Here is an 18,944-nt window from a genome sequence, read left to right as displayed (position 1 = left end):
ATCTGTTCCTTTCCTCACTTACGCTGCAAAGAGCGGTAAGTCACATTGGTTTTAGTGATCGGTGAAAAGTCTAATTCTAGCTTAACATAGTTATTTTCAAACACTCTTATAGGCTGGTTGGGATCGCCAGTAAGGATAGGGCGTCGTTGGTTGACGAATTGAAAGCCAATCCCAAAACAACGGATTTTTTTATAAATCCCCACATTCCAATTTAAAACCACATTGTTTCTAATATCATAACCCACATCCGCGCTCATGGAAAAATAGCCAAAGTCGTTGCTAAAACCCGCCTTTAAATAATCCGCAGGATTTTCTACAATGCTATTAATCCCACTGCTAAAATTGTTCCTTAAAAAATAAGAGAGGTTAAAGCTTAAAAATTTGCGTTGGTAATTGGCGTTCACAGAGATTTCTTCTAAGCGGTTTTGATAAAACGAATAAAAAACATTCCCAAAGATGTTCAATCCCGTTAAGGGCGAAAACCCGATCTTGCTTTCTAGGGGCATTTTAAAGGGCGAAACTTTATCATCAAGATTGATGAGTTGCGATATTTTAAAATACAACAACTCTTGCCCCCCTAAGCCATAAAGGTATTGCGTTAGGGTTAAATTCACCGTTTTATTGCTCGCATCGCTAGGTAAAATGCTATTAGGATTCCACACGGAGTCATATAAACGCCCTTGATAATCGTAATCTCTCAATAAAGGCGAGGTGTAGCTGTTTAAAGCTTGCGCGCTTAAAGCATACATGTTTTGAGAAAATAAGCCATTCTTAAAGGTGTAATAAGGGATGTTGAAAATCGCTTCCAGTTGGATCGTGTGGAAAAGCTTGTTGTATTCTCTAGCCAAATCCGTATTCACATACATGGAAAAATTCGAAGACACAAAGTTTCCAAATTCTCTTGATTCATTAGGGATCGTAGGCACGAAGGAATTTTTAGATTGCATTAAAGCCACATTAGATAGTTGGAGATCATTCCAAAGCCCTAAAGACAAATACTTTTTAAACAAAGAAAATTGCAAACCCACCGGCACATTCAAAGCGTTTTGCACATAGCCATAGCCGATCTCTCTTGCAGTGTTTCTAAACTGATAATCCACTGAATACAATAAATTCCTGAAATACAAAGAATTTAAATATTTATGGTATTGCAAATTAGGGACAGATTGGAAAGTGCGGTTGTTATTGATTTTATTCAGGTTTAAAAAATACTTGATATTCAAACCGTAATAATTGTTTTCTGTTTGCAAATAGTAATTCGCCCTAGACATGTGCGTGGCGTCTGTGATACGCTTATTGACCTTTTCAAAACGCACATAGTCCAAATCGTTCATGTATAAAAAGTCAATGTAATGCCCATTGTCAATATTAGACTTAAGATGGAAGTATTTTTGTAAAGTGTCCCTACTGGAGCTTAAAAATTCAAAACCATAGATATTTTGATTCCTCAAATCATAGCGTTTGACGTATTGGGTGTAATTCCTAAAATAGCGCGCATTGAATAAAAACCTGTCGTCTTTAGAGTTGATGTAGCGCGCTTCAAAATTCAAGCCAAAACCCCTTTTATAGCGGATTTGTGGGGTAAAGGTCATATCCCATGAGTTTTTGGGGGCTAAATAAAAGGGTTGCAAATAAATAAACCCGTCTAAGTTGGAAGTGCCAAACTCAGGGTATAAAAACCCAGTGGTGCGCTTGTTGCTCGTGGACATGAAAATATAGGGCAAATACAATACAGGAATATCGCCGACATAGATCTTAGGATTCCACATTGACAAATGCGATTTTTGCATATTAAATGAGCCTGAAGTCGCATTGACATGCCAAATGGGGTTGTCAATGCTGCACCCTGAAGCGCTCATGTTTTTAATCTTATATTTTTGATCCTTCCCGCTAGCAATATCCGCGCTCACCCAAATCCCGCTCACGCTGTCTTGGACATAAAAGGGGAAAATGATCTCATATTTTTCATTCAAACTCAATTTCACATAATCGGTTTTAACGAGCAAACCCTCGCCCCTATAAACCTTGATATTGCCTTCTAATAACGCTTCTTTAGTCTTGGTGTCATAACGCACCTTGTCCGCTAGAATATACACGTCATAATTCAATAGAATCGCATTCCCTGAGGCGGTTATCACATTGTCTTTGGCGCTCACTTTATCCGCAAGGATTTCAAAAATCTTATGGTTTTGTTTGTCAAATCGTTGCATAGCGATTTCTTTAGCGTCTGATACGCTCAATAACAAAAAAAACACCACATAAAACCAACGAATCATTTTAAAACAACACCAAAAGACTTTTGCTTTTTTCTTCATGCCACGCCCTATGATAGGGGTTTTTAAACACCGCAAACCATAAAAAGGGGTATAGAAAAACCACGATCTTTAACCCTAAACGCTTCAATAAAATAGCCCTACTGGGGCAATCCGCTAAATAAATATCTATGATCTTAATCCTAAAAACCAGTTTAGCCAAACTCATCTTGCACAAACACACAAAAAAGATTTCATAAACGCCATACAAGATGATAAAACTCACTATGACAAACACGCCATGATAAATGGGGTTAGCTAACCAGTATAAAGAATGCAAGAAATCGCACGCCCTTAAAAGATCGCTCAATAAAAACGCTACCAACAAACCATCGGTTAAAAACGCTAAGATGCGCCAATACAAGGGGCATAAACGCATTTTTTCACGCATAAGGAGCGTTTCTATGATTTCAGTTTCTTCTTTTTCTAAATTTGGAGAGCGCATTCAAAAACAAACAAGACAAACTCTTTGGTTTGTCTTAAACTTTAACCTTTAAGAATATTCTTTCAAATCTAACACCTTAAAACCAATATCCTTGCGATAAAACATGCCTTCAAAATGCACCTTTTGAGCGATTTCATAAGCATGGTTTCTGGCTTCTAATAAGGATTTTCCTCTGCCAATGGCAAAGATCACCCTCCCCCCACTGCTTTCAAACACGCCATTATCCTGCTCCACCTCCCCTAAAATCAAATGGCCCTTTTTTTCATCAACCGGATCAATATAAAGGGTTTGCTTGGGCGAAGAGCTAGTGGGGTAATTCCTAGAAACGAGTGCGACACTCATCACAAATTCTTTAGAAAACACCAGTTCAAGAGAATTTAATTCCCCTTTGGCTGTAGCCAAACACAAATCTAAAAGCGAGCTTTCTAAAAGGGGTAAAATCGTCTGGCATTCAATATCTTTAAAACGCACGCTAAAATCCAATAAATACGGCTCTAAAACGCCCTTTTCTTCTATGACCACAATTTCAGCGAGTAAAACCCCTTTAAAAGGCGTGTTATTAGCCTGAAATTTCTCTAAAGTGGGTTTAAAGATATGATTTTTTATTTTCTCTTCCAATTCATTAGAGAAAAAGTTTGCAGGAGCGATGGCCCCCATACCCCCTGTATTGACTCCATTATCCCCCTCTAATAAGCGTTTGTAGTTTTGGCAAAAGGGCAACAAGATAAAATCATCATTGGCTATGAGCGCTGTAACTGAAAGCTCAAACCCCTCTAAAAAAGGCTCTATGATCACAGGCTCATTATTTTGTTTGAAAGCGTCTTCAAGGATTTTTAGCGCTTCTTCTTGATGATGGACAATGCTTGTGTTTTTATTCAACGCTTTAATCACTAAAGGGAAGGAAGCGTTTTGAATGTGATTGAGAGCTTCTTTTAAATCGTTTGTTTCAAAGTAAGATGCACTTTTGATACCGCACTCTTTAACAAAAGCTTTCATATAGCTTTTAGAAGCCTCTAACTTAGCCGCTTCTTTAGAAGCCCCAAACACTAAAATCCCCGCTTTTTCTAGCATTTCTGTAAGCCCTAAAATCAAAAGCTCCTCTTCTGAAATGATGGCTAAATGGATCTGTTTTTTCAGGGCTAATTCCACGATATGCTCGTAATGTTCGCATTCCAGATTCTCACCTAAATCTTGAGTGCCACCATTACCCAAACAAAAATACAAAGCATTCACTCGCTCATCTTGCTGAAGCCTTTGAGCCAAAGCATACTCTCGCCCCTTATTCCCCACAATTAAAACATTATAGTTATTGTTATCTTTCATGTCTTTCCTGCAATGTGGTTGTTTTTAAACCCAGATGACCGCTACTTTTACATGCGCATAAGTTCAACAAACCTACACTAATAAGGCTAGGAGGATTTTCTTAGGGGCAGATTTAAAAAATGCCATCACACAAAAACCACTACCTTAGCCTAACTTATTTTTTCAACGAACTTGCCATCAATAAGAAACACGAATCATCTAGGCGATGCTTACAATTATACTTAAATTTTAAAGAAATTCCATGCAAAAATATTCAAGCGATCTGTGATAGTTTTAATTGGCGTTTGGGCGTTTTAAGACAAACTGACTGATTTATTTCAGCCTTTCTTTATACGCTACCTCCAAACTGCTATATCCTTTTTTTAATTCCCCCACATCCCCAAAAGCCACCACTTTAGCTTCTTTTAAAAAAATCGCGCTGTCTAAATACTTTTCCACATCCACCACCAAATGCGTAGAGACTAACAAGCTTGCGTTTTGGCTAAACTCACTAACGATTAACTCAAAAATCTCTTCTCTTGCAATAGGGTCAATCCCAGCCACCGGCTCATCAAAAAGATACAAAGAAGCGTTTCGTGATAGGGTTAAAATCAGCTGCAATTTTTCCCTCATGCCTTTTGAAAGGGCTTTGAACTCTCTTTTTAAAGGCACGCTAAAGCGTTTCAGTAAATTTAGGGCTTTTGATTCATCAAAATCGCTAAAAAAATCCTTGTAAAAAGCGATCGCTTTTAAAGGCGTTAATTTAGGATCTAAAAAATCGCCATCGCTTAAAAACGCCACGCTTTTTTTAGTCTCTATACCGATCTTTTGATTTAAAATTTTCACTTCCCCTTGATAGTTCAAATTCAATCCAGCTAAAATCTTTAACAGAGTGGTTTTACCCGCCCCATTAGGCCCTAAAAGCCCTATAAATTGCTGTTTGGGTAGTTTCAAACTGATATTGTCTAGCGCTTTTAAACTCCCATAAGTTTTAGTCAAATTCTCTATTTCTACTAGCATTTTAATTCCCCAAATTTGCGCACTCTTTTGTAAAAATCGCTAATGATGTTTTCTAAATCTTTAGGGGTGAAATCAGGCCATAAAATCGGCGTGAAAAACAATTCCGCATAACTAGATTGCCACAATAAAAAATTAGACAAGCGCATTTCCCCCCCTGTTCGCAACAACAAATCCACTTCCGGCAAATCATGCGTGTCTAAACGATGAGAGATTTCATTTTCTAAGCTTTCTATATTATTGATATGGTTAGGCGGGTTTTCTAGCAAGCTTTTAAACGCCCTTGAAAGCTCGTTTTTAGATCCGTAATTAAGGGCTAAAACTTGCGTAAAATCCTTAAAATGCCTGGTATCACTTTCAAGCCGTAAAATCGTATCTCGTAATTCTTTAGAAAAGCCCTCTAAATCCCCTATCGCCCTGAAGCGTATGTTATTATTTAAATAAGTGGATCGCTCATCTTTAAGGTATTTTTTAAGCATTTTCATTAAAAAATCCACTTCACTTTTAGGGCGTTTCCAATTTTCCGTAGAAAAAGCGTATAAAGTCAAGCATTCTAACTTATGATTAGCGCACCAGATCGTAATGTCTTTTAGGGTTTTTACACCTTTTTTATGCCCATAAGCCCTAGCTTTATTCTTTAATTTAGCCCACCTGCCATTACCATCCATAATAATGGCAAGATGTTTGAGAGTGTTATCCAATGCCTTTACCCTTTAAAGAAATTCTTTAATTATACACCATTAAAGCGTGCAAGCATCCACTAAATAAGCGATATGCTGCCAAGCAAATTGGGTTTTTTCACTCAAACCAATTTCACAAGTGCTAGAAGTGGAAAAGCCCCTTTTAAGATCATAGGATTGGTAAAATTCTTGAAAGCCGTTTAAAGCGCTCTCGTTCAATTCAGGGGTGAAAAAGCCCTTATTCCCCGCAAAGCCGCAACAACCCGTCTCTTTATGGATAACAATCTCGCCTAAAGTGCATTTTTTAGCCAAATTGAATAACAACTCTTCTTTATTTTCTAACTTTAAAGCGCACATCGTGTATAACCCTATGTCTTCGTTAATGGGGTTGAATTTTAATTTTGGGCTTAGAACTTCTTCAATATAGACGCTCAAATCATAGACTTTCAGATCTTTATAAGCTTTCATTTGCTTGATAAAATGCGTCGAACATGCGCTATGGTCTAAAACAATCGGTATCTTGCCGTTATCGCTTAATTGTAAAAAGATCGCATGGTTTTTTTCATTGTTTTGCTTGGTTAAGTCGGTGTAATTGATAAAGGCTTTCCCGCAACAAAGCGCGTTTAATCCGTTAGGATACACCACAGAAACCTTGGCTTTTTGGCATAGGGATTCAAACACTTCTTGAATGCATCTTTTATCCGCCATTTTGGTTGATGGAGCGAACGAGCGGTTGATGCAGGTGCTGAAATAAATGACTTTTTCTCCACCCTTAAGCGTTTTATTTTCTAAAGGATAGGCGTTGTTTTTGGGCATGTAATGAAAGGCTTTGGGGAAAGGTTTGATGAATTTTTTAATCCCTTTGGTTAGGCTCACCAAGTTGTGAGGGCCTATGAGTTTTTGAACCACGAAAGCGCTTTTTAAAGAAAAACGAGCCGCGCTTGTGGTTATTTGCATGTTATTAAGGATCTTTGAAGCGATCTTTTCGCCTTTAGGGTTTTTTTGATAATGATTTAAAGCGATGCTCCCGGTATCAATTTCTAAAGGGCATAGGGTAGAACACATATGGCACACCGCACAAGTGGCGTGGGCTAAGTATTCAGACTCTTTTAAAAGCTCATCTAATAAAACTTGATCTTCATCATAACCATGGCTTACCCTTTCTTTCAAACGCTCTATCTCTCTGTAGATAACGATGCGTTGTCGTGGCGTTAAGGATAAATCTTTACTAGGGCAGATCCTTTCACAAAACCCGCATTCCATGCACATGTCCAAATGCTCTTCAATAGGGTAAATGCTCTTTAAATTTTTAGTGTGGATTTCTTTATCGTTTGTGATGATCACATCAGGGTTTAAAAGGCCATTAGGATCAAACAATTCTTTGATTTGTTTATGGATTTTATAGGCTTTTTCTCCCCACTCCATTTCCACAAAAGGGGCTACCATCCTGCCTGTGCCATGTTCGGCTTTAATAGAGCCAGAGCTTTCACTCACCATTAAAAACATCTCAGAAACTAAATTTTCAAACGCCTTTCTTTCGGTTTCATTTTCTAAAATCGGCGTAACGACAAAGTGCAAATTCCCGCTTAACGCATGCCCAAAAATAATGCTGTTATCCTTAAAGCCATGTTTTTTTAAAAGCCCTTCAATCGCTTTTGCCCCCTCTACAAAATCCTCTTGACTGAAGCAGATGTCTTCAATGATCACAGAGCTTTGGCTTTTTCTTTTTGACGCTGCGATAGGGAAAATGCCTTTTCTGATCTTCCACCACGATTGATAAACATTAGGATCACTGCTGATTTGAGAATCTAAAACGACCGGTACCGCGTTCAAAGCGTTTAAAATCGCTTGCATGTTGTTTTCTAAAATTAAAGGATCATCGCTTTCGCTTTGAATGAGTAAGCATGCGTTAGGTTCTTTGATTTCTAAAACCACACTAGGCATGCCCTCCAAACCTTTCACGCTTTTTAAGCACGCATAATCCATAAGCTCTGCTGAAGAAATCATTTCGGGTTGTTTGGCCTTTAAGGCGGCTAAAATTTGAGCGGCTTTGGCGCATCGCTCTAAATTTTCATAAAACAATAACGCACAAGTTTTATGAGCGTAGTCTTTCACGCATTCTAATCCCACGCTTGAAATAAAGCCTAAAGTCCCCTCAGAGCCTATGAATAAATGGCTAATGATTTCAATCGGATCTTCAAAATCAATGAGAGCGTTCAAGCTGTAGCCGGTGGTGTTTTTGATCTCGTATTTTTTCTTAATTAAAGCGTGCAATTCTTTATCTTTTAAGATTTCTTTTCTTAAGTTCAAAACCCCTTCAATCAAATCTTTGTGCGCGTTTTTGAAATTCTCAACGCTCTCTTGATTAGCCGTGTCTAAAAGAGCGCCATCAGCTAAAATGACTCTTAAGGATTTTAGGGTTTTGTAGCTGTTTTGCTCCACCCCGCAACACATCCCGCTAGCGTTATTAGCGACAATCCCCCCTATCATAGCGGTGTTTATCGTAGAGGGATCCGGGCCTATTTTTTTATGGTAAGGTTTTAATAGAGCGTTCGCGTTACTCCCTATGACTCCGCATGAGAGCTGAATGCTTTGAGCGTTGTCTAAAATTTGAGCGTCTTTGAAAAAATGCGCCACCACCACTAGCACCCCATCACAGCTCGCCTGCCCTGATAAGGAGCTCCCAGCCGCTCTAAAAGTCAATGTAACGCTATGCTTTTTGGCTAAAACACAAAGCTTTTGGACTTCTTCTTCATTTTTCACCCAAGCGACTATTTTAGGGATATAACGATAACATGACGCATCAATGCCATAAGCCAAACGGCGTAAATAATCCTTAAAGATCCGCTCGTTTAAAAACCCGCTCGCTTCGGTGAAAAAAGCATGATAATTTTCTTCCACACACTCTCCTTAAACATTCCTATTTATCAAATCATTGTAACATAACCTTACTTTAAAAATTAAGGATAAACATGCTCGAAGATTATGCAATCAGTTTAGAAGAAGTCAATTTCAATGATTTTATCGTCGTGGATGTGCGCGAATTGGACGAATATGAAGAATTGCATTTGCCTAACGCCACGCTCATTAGCGTCAATGACCAAGAAAAGCTCGCTGATTTTTTATCTAAGCACAAAGATCAAAAAGTGTTGCTCCACTGCAGGGCTGGTCGCAGGGCTTTAGATGCGGCTAAAAGCATGCATGAATTAGGCTATACGCCCTATTATTTAGAGGGCAATGTCTATGATTTTGAAAAATACGGCTTTAGAATGGTCTATGATGACACTTGCGATAAAAAAAACTAGACATGAGGGAGATTGTATGGGTGCATTCTCAAAGAATCGCCCCTTATAAGACTCTCATTTTAAATGAATTGCGCTACTATCCCTTAGAATTGGATCTAACCCCTTTTAACGCCCTTGTTTTCACTTCTAAAAATGCGGTGTTTTCCTTGCTAGAAACCCTAAACAACAGCCCCAAACTCAAAATGTTACAAAACATTCCTGCTTACGCTTTGAGCGAACCCACCGCCAAAACTCTACAAGATCACCATTTTAAAACCACCTTTATAGGGGAAAAAGCCCATGGCAAAGAGTTCGCTAAAGAAATCCTTCCTTTATTAGAAAAAAAAAGCGTTTTGTATCTTAGGGCAAAAGAAATTGCCTCTTCTTTAGACACCATTCTTTTAGAGCATGGCATCAATTTCCAACAAGCCGTTGTTTATGAAAACAAGCTCAAACATTTAACCTTAAGCGAACAAAACACCCTAAAGCCCAAAGAAAAGAGCGTTCTTATTTTTACCGCCATAAGCCATGCAAAAGCCTTTTTGCACTATTTTGAATTTTTAGAAAATTACACCGCTATCAGCATTGGCAACACGACCGCTCATTATTTACAAGAACAAGGCATTCAAAGCTATATTGCTAAAAAGCCTTCCTTAGAAGCGTGTTTAGAACTGGCTTTAAATTTGAGAGTTAAGGAATGTTAAAAATATCTTATTATAATGCTCTCAATGGTTTTTCTAAAGGATGATGCATGAATTTTGTCTTTTTATGGGCCGCTTTAGGGGGGGCTATAGGGAGTTCGCTAAGGTATTTTGTGGGCAAAATGATGCCCAGTAAGTTTTTAATGTTTGAAAGTTTCCCTTTAGGGACTTTTAGCGTGAATGTCATAGGGTGTTTTGTCATCGGCTTTATGGGGCATTTGGCCGCCAAAAAAGTTTTTGGCGATGATTTTGGGATTTTCTTTGTAACTGGGGTTTTAGGGGGTTTTACGACCTTTTCTTCTTATGGGCTAGACACTTTAAAACTCTTGCAAAAATCCCAATACCTTGAAGCCATTTCTTATGTTTTAGGCACTAACCTTTTAGGGCTTATTGGGGTGGCTATCGGGTGGTTTTTGGCTAAACATTTTGTAGGCATTAATTAAAAAACGCTTTCTAGCGTTTCATTAACGCTTGATTAAAGCAAAGCCTACAATCATAACAGCCACAAAGCCATTTCATCGGCCATGAAAAAATCGCTCGCTACCAATCGGTCATTTTTAATGAAAGCCTTGTTTTCTTCAATCAAAAACTTTACTTTATTTTCATCTAAGAAACTAATCTCAACCCCCAGCACGCACCTCAAGCCTAAAAACAGCTTTTCTAAACGCTTGTCTTGTTTATTAAGCGTCTCAACTTGGCGTTTTAGGGGGTCTTTGATGTAGTTTTCTATGAGTTTTTTCGCATAAAAGCGCTCATTCGCCACGCAGCCTACAGCCCCAGCCCCGCACCCTAAATAATCTTTAGCCCCCCAGTAAGCTAAATGGTGCTTGACTTGATAGTTTCTAGCGTAATTAGACACTTCGTATTGCTTGAAAGAAAAGCCCTCTAAAATCTCTTTTATTATATTGTCAAAATTGGTGCATGAGGGTTTTTTGGCGTTTTTTTCTAATTTCGTGTTTTTTTCAACACTCAAAGCATAAGCGCTCAAGTGGTTGATAGGGAGTTCTTTAGCGAGTTTTAATTCTTCTTTTAAAGAGTTTTCATTGTCTAATGGGGTGTTATAAATCAAATCAATGCTGACATTTTCAATCCCGCTTTTTAAAATAGTTTCTATCACAGGAGCGATATTTTTGGAATGTTGGCGCTCTAAAAACAATAATTTATCCTCCCTAAAACTTTGCACCCCTAAACTCAAGCGGTTGATCCCTAAATCTTTTAAGCCTTGACACCAAGCTTTAGAAATCAATTCGGGGTTAGCTTCAGTGGTGATCTCACAATCCATGCTCAAGCACGCATTGCGATAAATGCTTTCAAAAATCCTTTCAAAAGACTCCACGCTCAAAGTGTTAGGCGTGCCGCCGCCAATAAAAACGCTCTCAATTGGTTCATCAGTTTGATTTAAGGCATGCTTTAAATCCAGGCATAGCGCTTGAGTGTATTCTTCTTTTAGCCCATGCTTATTTTCATAAGAATTGAAAGCGCAATAACCGCATTTATTTTCACAAAAAGGGATATGAATGTATAAAATCATATTTATTTCTCTCATTTTCATTTCATTTTAAGCGAAACTTAAACTTGTAATTGTATCATTTTAGGGTTATTTTGATAAGCATGAGGAGACAAACTATGAAAAAGGTTATTATGGCTTTAGGCGTTTTAGCGTTCGCAAACGCTTTAATGGCAACAGATGTTAAGGCTCTTGCAAAAAGTTGTGCCGCTTGCCATGGGGTTAAGTTTGAAAAGAAAGCTTTAGGCAAAAGCAAAATCGTCAACATGATGAGTGAAGCGGAAATTGAAAAAGAGCTTATGGATTTTAAAAACGGTGCCAACAAGAATCCTGTCATGGCCGCACAAGCTAAAAAATTGAGCGATGAAGACATCAAAGCTTTAGCCAAATACATCCCCACTCTCAAATAAACTCTCTTATTTTTAATAGCGCTATTTGGGCGCTATTAAAATGAGTTTCAAGCCTTTTTTTCTTAATTTTTGATTTTAATGGCATTCTTAACCCTACTTAAAGCCAGCATGCATTATAATACCATCTTAATCAAACAAGAAAGAGCTAAAATAAAGACCTATGCTACATAAAAAATATCGTCCTAATGTTGCGGCTATCATTGTGTCGCCAGATTACCCTAATACATGCGAAATTTTTATCGCTGAGCGCATAGATATTGAAGGAGCGTGGCAATTCCCCCAAGGGGGCATTGATGAGGGCGAAACCCCTTTAGAAGCGCTCCATAGAGAATTATTAGAAGAAATTGGCACGAATGAAATAGAGATTTTAGCGCAATACCCCAGATGGATCGCCTATGATTTCCCAAGCAATATGGAGCATAAATTCTATTCGTTTGACGGGCAAAAGCAACGCTATTTTTTAGTGCGCCTAAAGCATGCTAACAACATTGATTTGAACAAACACACGCCAGAATTTAGAGCTTACCAATTCATCCATCTTAAGGATTTGCTTAAAAAAATCGTTCCCTTTAAGCGTCAAGTGTACCGCCAAGTCATTGCTTATTTCAGAAGAGAGGGGTATTTAGGGTGTTAATCGTTCAAAAATACGGCGGCACGAGCATGGGCAGCACAGAAAGGATCCACAATGTCGCCCAAAGGGTTTTAGAAAGCGTTAAATTAGGGCATCAAGTCGTGGTGGTGGTTTCGGCGATGAGCGGCGAAACGGATCGGCTTTTAGAATTTGGCAAGAATTTCAGCCATAACCCTAACAAGCGAGAAATGGACAGGATCGTCAGCACGGGGGAATGGATTTCAAGCGCGGCTTTGAGCATGGCGTTAGAGAGGTATGGGCATAGAGCCATTTCCTTGAGCGGGAAAGAAGCGGGTATTTTAACCAGCTCGCATTTTCAAAACGCCGTGATCCAATCCATTGACACCCAACGCATCACAGGGCTTTTAGAAAAAAACTACATTGTGGTGATCGCTGGGTTTCAAGGCGCTGATATTCAAGGCGAAACAACGACTTTAGGGCGTGGGGGGAGCGATTTGAGTGCGGTCGCTTTGGCCGGGGCTTTAAAAGCGCATTTGTGTGAAATCTATACGGATGTGGATGGCGTTTATACCACCGATCCGCGCATTGAAGAAAAGGCTCAAAAAATCGCGCAAATCAGCTATGATGAAATGCTTGAACTGGCTTCTATGGGGGCTAAAGTGTTATTGAACCGCTCGGTAGAATTAGCCAAAAAACTCAGCGTGAAATTAGTGACTCGCAATTCGTTTAACCATAGCGAAGGCACGCTCATTGTGGCTGAAAAAGACTTTAAAGGAGAACGCATGGAAACCCCTATAGTGAGTGGGATCGCATTGGATAAGAATCAGGCTCGTGTGAGCATGGAGGGCGTGGAAGACAGACCTGGCATTGCCGCTGAAATCTTTGGCGCTTTAGCGGAGTATCGCATTAACGTGGATATGATCGTCCAAACGATTGGCAGAGACGGCAAAACCGATTTGGATTTTACGATCGTTAAAACCCAAATAGAAGAAACCAAGCAAGCCTTAAAGCCTTTTTTAGCGCAAATGGATTCCATTGATTATGATGAAAATATCGCTAAAGTTTCCATAGTGGGCGTGGGCATGAAGTCGCATTCTGGGGTGGCGAGCGTCGCTTTTAAAGCCCTAGCCAAAGACAATATCAATATCATGATGATTTCCACAAGCGAGATTAAAATTTCGGTTTTGATTGACATTAAATACGCTGAATTAGCGGTTAGAACCTTGCATGCGGTGTATCAATTGGATCAATGAAAAATTTCTACGACTGGATCAAGGAATTTGTGCGCGATCAGGGGGAATTTATCGCCCAACAAAGCGGGTGGTTGGAGTTAGAGCGATCAAGCTACGCCAAACTCATCGCGCAAACCATTTCGCATGTGCTTAATGGCGGATCGCTGTTGGTGAGCGCGGATTCTTCTAGGCGCTGGTTTTTAAACTACATTCTTTCTAACTTAAACCCTAAAGATTTAAAAGAGCGCCCCTTATTGTCCGTCATTGATTTTAACGCTTCTTCTTTCTACCCCAAAAACGATGCGAATCTCTCTCTAGCCACTATAGAGATGACTTATCAAAACCCCATGTTTTGGCATGTTGGGAAAATTGAAAATGAAAGTTTAAAAACCTTACTACTGAGTAAAATCCCTAGTTTTTTATGGCTTTTTGAAGAGCTTAAAGAAGATTGCTTGCTTTTAAAAGAGCATGATAGCTTGTTAGATTATAAATTATTGCAACTCTTCAAACTCTTTGAAAACGCGCTTTTTAGCGCGCTATACAATAAGGTTACTCTGTGAAAAACTCCAACCGCCTTGTTTATACGGACAATCTTGAAGAGAGCTTAGAAGAGGCCGCAAGCCTTTTTAAAAATCATATTAAATTCTACACGGAAATTATTGAAAAAGACAAAAAGGTGATCAAAACTTTTAACAAGGATTTTAAAATAGAGCATGCCAAAGAAGTGATTTCCAAAGCTCACCTAAAACACAGCGAACTGAACGCTTTTTTAATCGCTGCGCCCAGCTATGGCGTAGAAGCCCAAAACGCGCTCTTAAAAATCTTAGAAGAACCCCCGAATAACGTTTGTTTTATCATGTTCGCTAAAAGCCCAAACCATGTGCTAGCCACCATTAAATCCCGCCTAATCAAAGAAGACAAGCGCCAAAAAATCCCCCTAAAACCTTTAGATTTGGATTTATCCAGGCTGGATTTGAAAGACATTTATGCGTTTTTGAAAAATTTAGACAAAGAAAATTTTGATTCCAGAGAAAATCAGAGAGAAAAAATTGAAAGCCTGTTAGAAAGTATCAACAGGCATAAGATCCCCTTAAACGAGCAAGAATTGCAAGCCTTTGATTTAGCGATCAAAGCTAACAGCTCTTATTACAAGCTCAGCTACAATCTTTTACCCCTGCTTTTAAGCCTTTTATCTAAAAAGAAAACGCCATGATTGTAAAACGCCTTAACCCTGATGCGCTCAAAAACGCTTTACAAAAAATAGGCCCAGAAAAGATCGCACAAAACCATATGTATCAAAAAGGCGTTAGCTTTGTTTTTGAAATCCAACATCTGCCCTTAAGCGCTGCGCTGATTTTAAAGCAAGAAGCCATAAGCGTTGGGGGCGATTTCGCCACGCCAAGAGATTGTATTTTGGCTAAAGAGCCTTTTTATGATGGGGTGCTGATTGCGAGCGCTAACCAATTAGAACGCCTGATTGTTAAGTGCCATTCCCAACCCTTTGGGCTTAAACATTTAGCACAAGAATTAAAAAGCCACCTCAAAGCCCCTAAGCCTAACGCCCCACAGATCATGGCGGTTTTAAACTTGACTCCGGATAGCTTCTATGAAAAGAGCCGGTTTAGTAGCAAAAAAGCGCTTGAAGAAATCTATCAATTGCTAGAAAAGGGTATCACGCTCATTGATATAGGCGCGGCCAGTTCAAGACCGCAGAGTGAAATCATTGATCCAAAAATAGAGCAAGATCGCTTAAAAGAAATTTTATTAGAAATCAAATCCCAAAAACTCTACCAGTGCACTCAATTCAGCATAGACACCTACCATGCTAAAACCGCCCAAATGGCTTTGGAGCATTGTTTTTCCATCCTTAATGATGTGAGCGGTTTTAATAGTATTGAAATGCTAGAAGTCGCAAGAGATTACAAGCCCACTTGCGTTTTAATGCATACTCAAAAAACCCCCAAAGACATGCAAGAAAATGTTTTTTACCACAACCTGTTTGATGAAATGGATCGCTTTTTTAAGGAAAAACTAGAGGTTTTAGAAAAATACGCGCTTCAAGATATTATTTTAGATATTGGGTTTGGATTCGCTAAATTAAAAGAGCATAATCTAGCCTTAATCAAGCATTTAAGCCATTTTCTTAAATTCAAAAAACCCTTATTGGTGGGAGCGAGTCGTAAAAACACGATCGGGCTTATCACTGGGCGTGAAGTTCAAAACCGGCTCGCTGGCACTTTGAGCTTGCATTTAATGGCGTTGCAAAATGGAGCGAGTATTTTAAGAGTACATGATATTGATGAGCATATAGATTTAATCAAAGTGTTTAAGAGTTTGGAAGAAGCGGATTGAATCAAAATTTTTGGTTTTGATTCAATCAAAAACATTGGTGATAAAAAACGCTCAAAAGCGTTTTTGATGATTAATGCCCCATTTAGCCCTAGCATTCAAAGAACCACATCCATAGACGAAGGGTTGTTGTAAGCGTTTTGGTAGCGTTGCAAAAAAGCGTTATGGTTGGTGGCGTTAAAGGTTTGAAAGGCTTTTTTGTGCAAGCCATTCACCGGTTGCTTGGGGGCGTTTTCCACTTCTTTAGAGAATTTCCCGTTATAAAAATCCGTCAAGCTATAAAGCGACTGGGCGGCAAGGCGTTTTTGACTCTCATCCATTCCGGCCGTAGCCCTTAAAAAAGCCTCATACTCTCTATCGCTCATCAATTCTAACACCAAAAAGCCGTAAGTCTCTCGCTTGTCAGGATTAAAGGGGAGGTTTTCTGTTGGAGCGTCCTTTTTTTCTCGCTCTATTTTTTCTGTGCTTTCAATAGGAGCTAGGTCTTCTTTAGGAGCGCTTTTAGCGTTTAAAAGCCCATAGAGGTTAGAATCAAACTGATTGATAGAAGAAACAGCCATGTGAATTTCCTAAAATTGGATTTTACGCTAATGTTAAGCAAAATTCATTCCATAGTGAGGCTAAAAAATTCAAAAGGCGATGGATTAAAAGTTTTTCTAATGGTGGCATTCAAACCCTTTAAAAAGGGTCTAGGAGTTTATTTTCAAAAAGGATTCGTGTTTTTGTGTTTTCATATTTCTATAAGGAGCTTAAAATGGATAAACAAAAGGTAAAACTCCTAGAGCGTTGTTATACCATGATTTTATCAATCAATGCAACTTTTATGCGTTTAGAGCTTAAAAACTTTAATCCTTAATTAGAGATTTTAGGTTAAACTACCCTAAAAATCTTTATTGATGGGTAAAAGGCATGCGTAATACCATTTTATTTGGCGTTTCAATGATACTCTTGGCGAATTTATGCTTTGGGATCATGAGCGCGTTTGTTAAAATCACAGCGGATTATTTTTCCCCTATGGAAAACGTGTTTTACCGCTCCATTACCATGACGCTCTTACTCTTGCTTATTTATCCTTTCAAACCCTACCGCTTGAAGAGTTACAAACAAGGCGGTTTTAAAAAGCTCGCTTTTAGGGTCATTGTGGGGGGCTTAGCCATGCTGGCGTTTTTTTACAATATTGAAAAAATTTCGCTCGCCACAGCGACGGCTTTCTCGCAATGCGCGCCCATTTATACGGTGCTCCTTTCCCCTTTGCTTTTGAAAGAAAAGCTCAAAAGAAGCGCGTTAATTTCCGCATGCATCGGACTAGTGGGGGTGGTGTTGATCTCCGATCCTAGCGTGGAAAATGTGGGGTCGGTTGAAATTCTTATGGGTATATTGAGCGGGATCTTTGTGTCTTTAGCGTATATCACTTTAAGGGATTTGAGGGAATATTACGACAAGCAGGCCGTGATTTTAGCGTTTGCCTTTGGCATGAGCCTTCTTGGGTTAGCGGGCATGTTCATTGATATTCCTTTTTTATCCACAGGCGTTCATATCCCTAGAAAAGAAGACATTTTGTGGATTTCTTTAATAGGGATTAGCGGGACTTTAGGGCAGTATTTCTTAACTTATGCTTACATGAACGCTCCTGCTGGGATCATCGCCCCCATTGAATACACCCGCATTGTTTGGGGGCTATTGTTTGGGCTGTATTTAGGCGATACATTTTTGGATCTTAAAAGCTCTTTAGGGGTGGCTTTGATCTTATGTTCAGGCTTACTCATTGCCTTGCCCGCTCTTTTAAAAGAATTAAAAAAAATTTAAGTCATGCAACTAAGCCCCTTACAAAGCGCTCTGTTATATTTCCGCTATTTTATTTATCCGGAAAAAAAAACAAGAAGCTTTGATTTAAGCGATTTAATTTTTATTGTCATGGTTTTTTTAGTCCTGGCTTTGGGGCTGTTGATGAGCGAAGAAATTTCTATCAGTTACAATGAAGCGAAGGACTTTTTTTATAGCGATGTGTGGTTTGTTCAAATCGCTCAAAAAAGCACCGCCATTTTAGGCCAAAACGATTTGGCTTTGAGATTGCCTTTTTTGATCGCTCACGTCATCAACATGTTTTTATTCTACATCATAGGGCGAAAGATTTTAAAAAAGCCTAAAGACGCTCTTTATGTGGTATTGACTTACGCTTTATTGCCTGGGGTGAATCTCTTTGCGATTTTACTAGCTAAAAGCGTGCTGGTGTTAAGCCTTGGGCTTTTGATTAGCTATTTGTATATCAAAACCCAAAAAATCCCTTATTTGATCCTTAGCGCTTGCGCGTTTTTAGACGGCGCGTTCATCCCGCTTTTACTAGGGGTTTTTGCCTACGCTTTAAGAAGACGCTATTTTAAGAGCGCGATCTTTGCTTTGGTAGGTTTAGGCGTAAATATCGCTCTTTTTAGTGGGGATTTTAATAAAGGCTTGCCTAGCGGGTATTTTATAGACACTTGCTTAGAACTCATGCTTTTGTATTCGCCCTTATTGTTCCTCTACTACCCTTATACGCTCTATAAAGCCCTTTTGGATAAAAAGCCATCGTTACTATCCTTTATGAGCGCGAGCGGCTGGCTTTTCCCTTTGCTTTTGAGCATGCGCCAAGAGATAGATTTAAAAACTTTCGCCCCCTTAGCGTTAATCGGCTTACCCTTGTTCATTAAAAGCGTTTTAAATAGCCTTAGGGTGCGTTTAAAGGAATTTAGGGGGCAGTATTATTTGCGCGTTTTTAGTTTGTATCTTTTAATGCTCACTGAAACGCTCTTTTTATGGGGGAGTAAGATTTCTGGTGCTAATGAAAAATTATTAAACCGGCATTTCTTAGCCAAAGAAGTCGCTACAGCCTTGCAACTAAGAGGCATTCATCAAATCCGCACTAACGATAAACAACTCGCTTTAAGGCTTCAATTCTATGGCATTAAAGAAGGGGGGAGGTTAAGACTGATCAACGCTAAAATTTCTAAAAAACGCCCTGATATTACAATCATCTACGCTGATAAAATTCTACAATCCTATAGTTTGGTGCGCCATTAAACCCATTCTTTAAAAAGCATTTTATCTAAAGAATGATAAAATGCACTCCAAAAATA

At 39.0% G+C, this 18,944-nt stretch carries 19 protein-coding genes and 1 pseudogene; 12 read left to right on the top strand and 8 right to left on the bottom strand.

What is annotated here, in order from left to right:
- Positions 1–14: 14 nt before the first annotated feature.
- From H7O61_RS00620 to H7O61_RS00595, 6 genes are all read right to left on the bottom strand, one after another.
- The gene (locus tag H7O61_RS00620) at positions 15–2,276 is read right to left on the bottom strand and encodes an LPS-assembly protein LptD (protein ID WP_001878079.1); all 2,262 of its coding nucleotides are present in this window, start codon (positions 2,274–2,276) and stop codon (positions 15–17) included.
- Position 2,277: 1 nt separating this feature from the next.
- A complete protein-coding gene (locus tag H7O61_RS00615) occupies positions 2,278–2,757 on the bottom strand; it encodes an RDD family protein (protein ID WP_187874837.1) in 480 nt (159 codons plus the stop codon).
- Between the two features lie 48 nt (positions 2,758–2,805).
- Positions 2,806–4,080: a phosphoribosylamine--glycine ligase gene (purD, locus tag H7O61_RS00610; RefSeq protein ID WP_187833108.1), complete on the bottom strand. Its 1,275-nt coding sequence runs from the start codon at positions 4,078–4,080 to the stop codon at positions 2,806–2,808.
- Positions 4,081–4,392: 312 nt separating this feature from the next.
- Positions 4,393–5,079: an ABC transporter ATP-binding protein gene (locus H7O61_RS00605; RefSeq protein ID WP_041049767.1), complete on the bottom strand. Its 687-nt coding sequence runs from the start codon at positions 5,077–5,079 to the stop codon at positions 4,393–4,395.
- Positions 5,073–5,777, bottom strand: coding sequence for a di-trans,poly-cis-decaprenylcistransferase (locus H7O61_RS00600; protein ID WP_078241651.1), 705 nt, complete (start codon positions 5,775–5,777; stop codon positions 5,073–5,075). The genes H7O61_RS00605 and H7O61_RS00600 overlap by 7 nt, the downstream gene beginning before the upstream one ends.
- Before the next feature lie 39 nt (positions 5,778–5,816).
- Positions 5,817–8,657 (bottom strand): FAD-binding and (Fe-S)-binding domain-containing protein, encoded by a 2,841-nt coding sequence (locus H7O61_RS00595; protein WP_187874836.1) that lies wholly within the window; start codon positions 8,655–8,657, stop codon positions 5,817–5,819.
- A gap of 71 nt (positions 8,658–8,728) precedes the next feature.
- Here H7O61_RS00595 and H7O61_RS00590 point away from each other — a divergent pair, with 71 nt between their 5' ends.
- Genes H7O61_RS00590 through crcB form a run of 3 tightly spaced genes read left to right on the top strand, consistent with a single transcriptional unit; the run spans position 8,729 to position 10,184 of the window.
- Entirely contained in the window at positions 8,729–9,061 is a 333-nt protein-coding gene (locus H7O61_RS00590) for a rhodanese-like domain-containing protein (RefSeq protein WP_060473521.1), read from the top strand.
- A 2-nt stretch (positions 9,062–9,063) separates the two neighbouring features.
- Positions 9,064–9,744, top strand: a complete 681-nt coding sequence (locus H7O61_RS00585) for a uroporphyrinogen-III synthase (RefSeq protein ID WP_187874835.1) — start codon at positions 9,064–9,066, stop codon at positions 9,742–9,744.
- A 47-nt stretch (positions 9,745–9,791) separates the two neighbouring features.
- On the top strand, positions 9,792–10,184 hold the full coding sequence (gene crcB / locus H7O61_RS00580; protein ID WP_187874834.1) for a fluoride efflux transporter CrcB: 393 nt from the start codon (positions 9,792–9,794) through the stop codon (positions 10,182–10,184).
- A gap of 50 nt (positions 10,185–10,234) precedes the next feature.
- Here the strand turns inward: crcB and hemW are convergent, their stop codons facing one another.
- Positions 10,235–11,272 carry a radical SAM family heme chaperone HemW gene (hemW, locus tag H7O61_RS00575; RefSeq protein ID WP_187874875.1) on the bottom strand — a complete coding sequence of 346 codons (1,038 nt, stop codon included), beginning with the start codon at positions 11,270–11,272 and terminating at the stop codon, positions 10,235–10,237.
- A gap of 95 nt (positions 11,273–11,367) precedes the next feature.
- Between hemW and H7O61_RS00570 the strand changes: the two genes are divergently transcribed.
- The 6 genes from H7O61_RS00570 to folP all read left to right on the top strand — a co-directional run bounded on the left by H7O61_RS00570 (position 11,368) and on the right by folP (position 15,834).
- On the top strand, positions 11,368–11,658 hold the full coding sequence (locus H7O61_RS00570) for a c-type cytochrome (protein ID WP_187874833.1): 291 nt from the start codon (positions 11,368–11,370) through the stop codon (positions 11,656–11,658).
- Positions 11,659–11,818: 160 nt separating this feature from the next.
- Positions 11,819–12,292, top strand: coding sequence for an RNA pyrophosphohydrolase (locus tag H7O61_RS00565; protein WP_000902630.1), 474 nt, complete (start codon positions 11,819–11,821; stop codon positions 12,290–12,292).
- Complete coding sequence (locus H7O61_RS00560; RefSeq protein WP_187874832.1) at positions 12,286–13,503, top strand: aspartate kinase; 1,218 nt, start codon at positions 12,286–12,288, stop codon at positions 13,501–13,503. Before H7O61_RS00565 ends, H7O61_RS00560 begins: the two co-directional genes overlap by 7 nt.
- Complete coding sequence (locus tag H7O61_RS00555; RefSeq protein ID WP_000788274.1) at positions 13,500–14,042, top strand: HobA family DNA replication regulator; 543 nt, start codon at positions 13,500–13,502, stop codon at positions 14,040–14,042. Before H7O61_RS00560 ends, H7O61_RS00555 begins: the two co-directional genes overlap by 4 nt.
- Positions 14,039–14,695, top strand: coding sequence for a DNA polymerase III subunit delta' (locus H7O61_RS00550; protein ID WP_001930189.1), 657 nt, complete (start codon positions 14,039–14,041; stop codon positions 14,693–14,695). The genes H7O61_RS00555 and H7O61_RS00550 overlap by 4 nt, the downstream gene beginning before the upstream one ends.
- Positions 14,692–15,834 (top strand): dihydropteroate synthase, encoded by a 1,143-nt coding sequence (folP, locus tag H7O61_RS00545; protein WP_187874831.1) that lies wholly within the window; start codon positions 14,692–14,694, stop codon positions 15,832–15,834. Before H7O61_RS00550 ends, folP begins: the two co-directional genes overlap by 4 nt.
- 95 nt (positions 15,835–15,929) lie before the next feature.
- Here the strand turns inward: folP and H7O61_RS00540 are convergent, their stop codons facing one another.
- The gene (locus H7O61_RS00540; RefSeq protein WP_000301303.1) at positions 15,930–16,391 is read right to left on the bottom strand and encodes a hypothetical protein; all 462 of its coding nucleotides are present in this window, start codon (positions 16,389–16,391) and stop codon (positions 15,930–15,932) included.
- A gap of 99 nt (positions 16,392–16,490) precedes the next feature.
- On the opposite strand from H7O61_RS00540, the pseudogene H7O61_RS08010 reads away from it, so the two are divergent.
- From H7O61_RS08010 to H7O61_RS00530, 3 genes and pseudogenes are all read left to right on the top strand, one after another.
- Positions 16,491–16,687: pseudogene (locus H7O61_RS08010) on the top strand (hypothetical protein).
- A 53-nt stretch (positions 16,688–16,740) separates the two neighbouring features.
- The gene (locus H7O61_RS00535; protein WP_187874830.1) at positions 16,741–17,637 is read left to right on the top strand and encodes a DMT family transporter; all 897 of its coding nucleotides are present in this window, start codon (positions 16,741–16,743) and stop codon (positions 17,635–17,637) included.
- Between the two features lie 3 nt (positions 17,638–17,640).
- Positions 17,641–18,888 (top strand): glycosyltransferase family 39 protein, encoded by a 1,248-nt coding sequence (locus tag H7O61_RS00530; protein WP_187874829.1) that lies wholly within the window; start codon positions 17,641–17,643, stop codon positions 18,886–18,888.
- Positions 18,889–18,944: the final 56 nt, after the last annotated feature.

Source organism: Helicobacter pylori, assembly GCF_014496965.1.
In the GTDB taxonomy this organism is placed as follows: domain Bacteria; phylum Campylobacterota; class Campylobacteria; order Campylobacterales; family Helicobacteraceae; genus Helicobacter; species Helicobacter pylori_CZ.
Note: the sequence above shows the minus strand (reverse complement) of the source record. Positions and strands in the feature narration are given on the sequence as shown.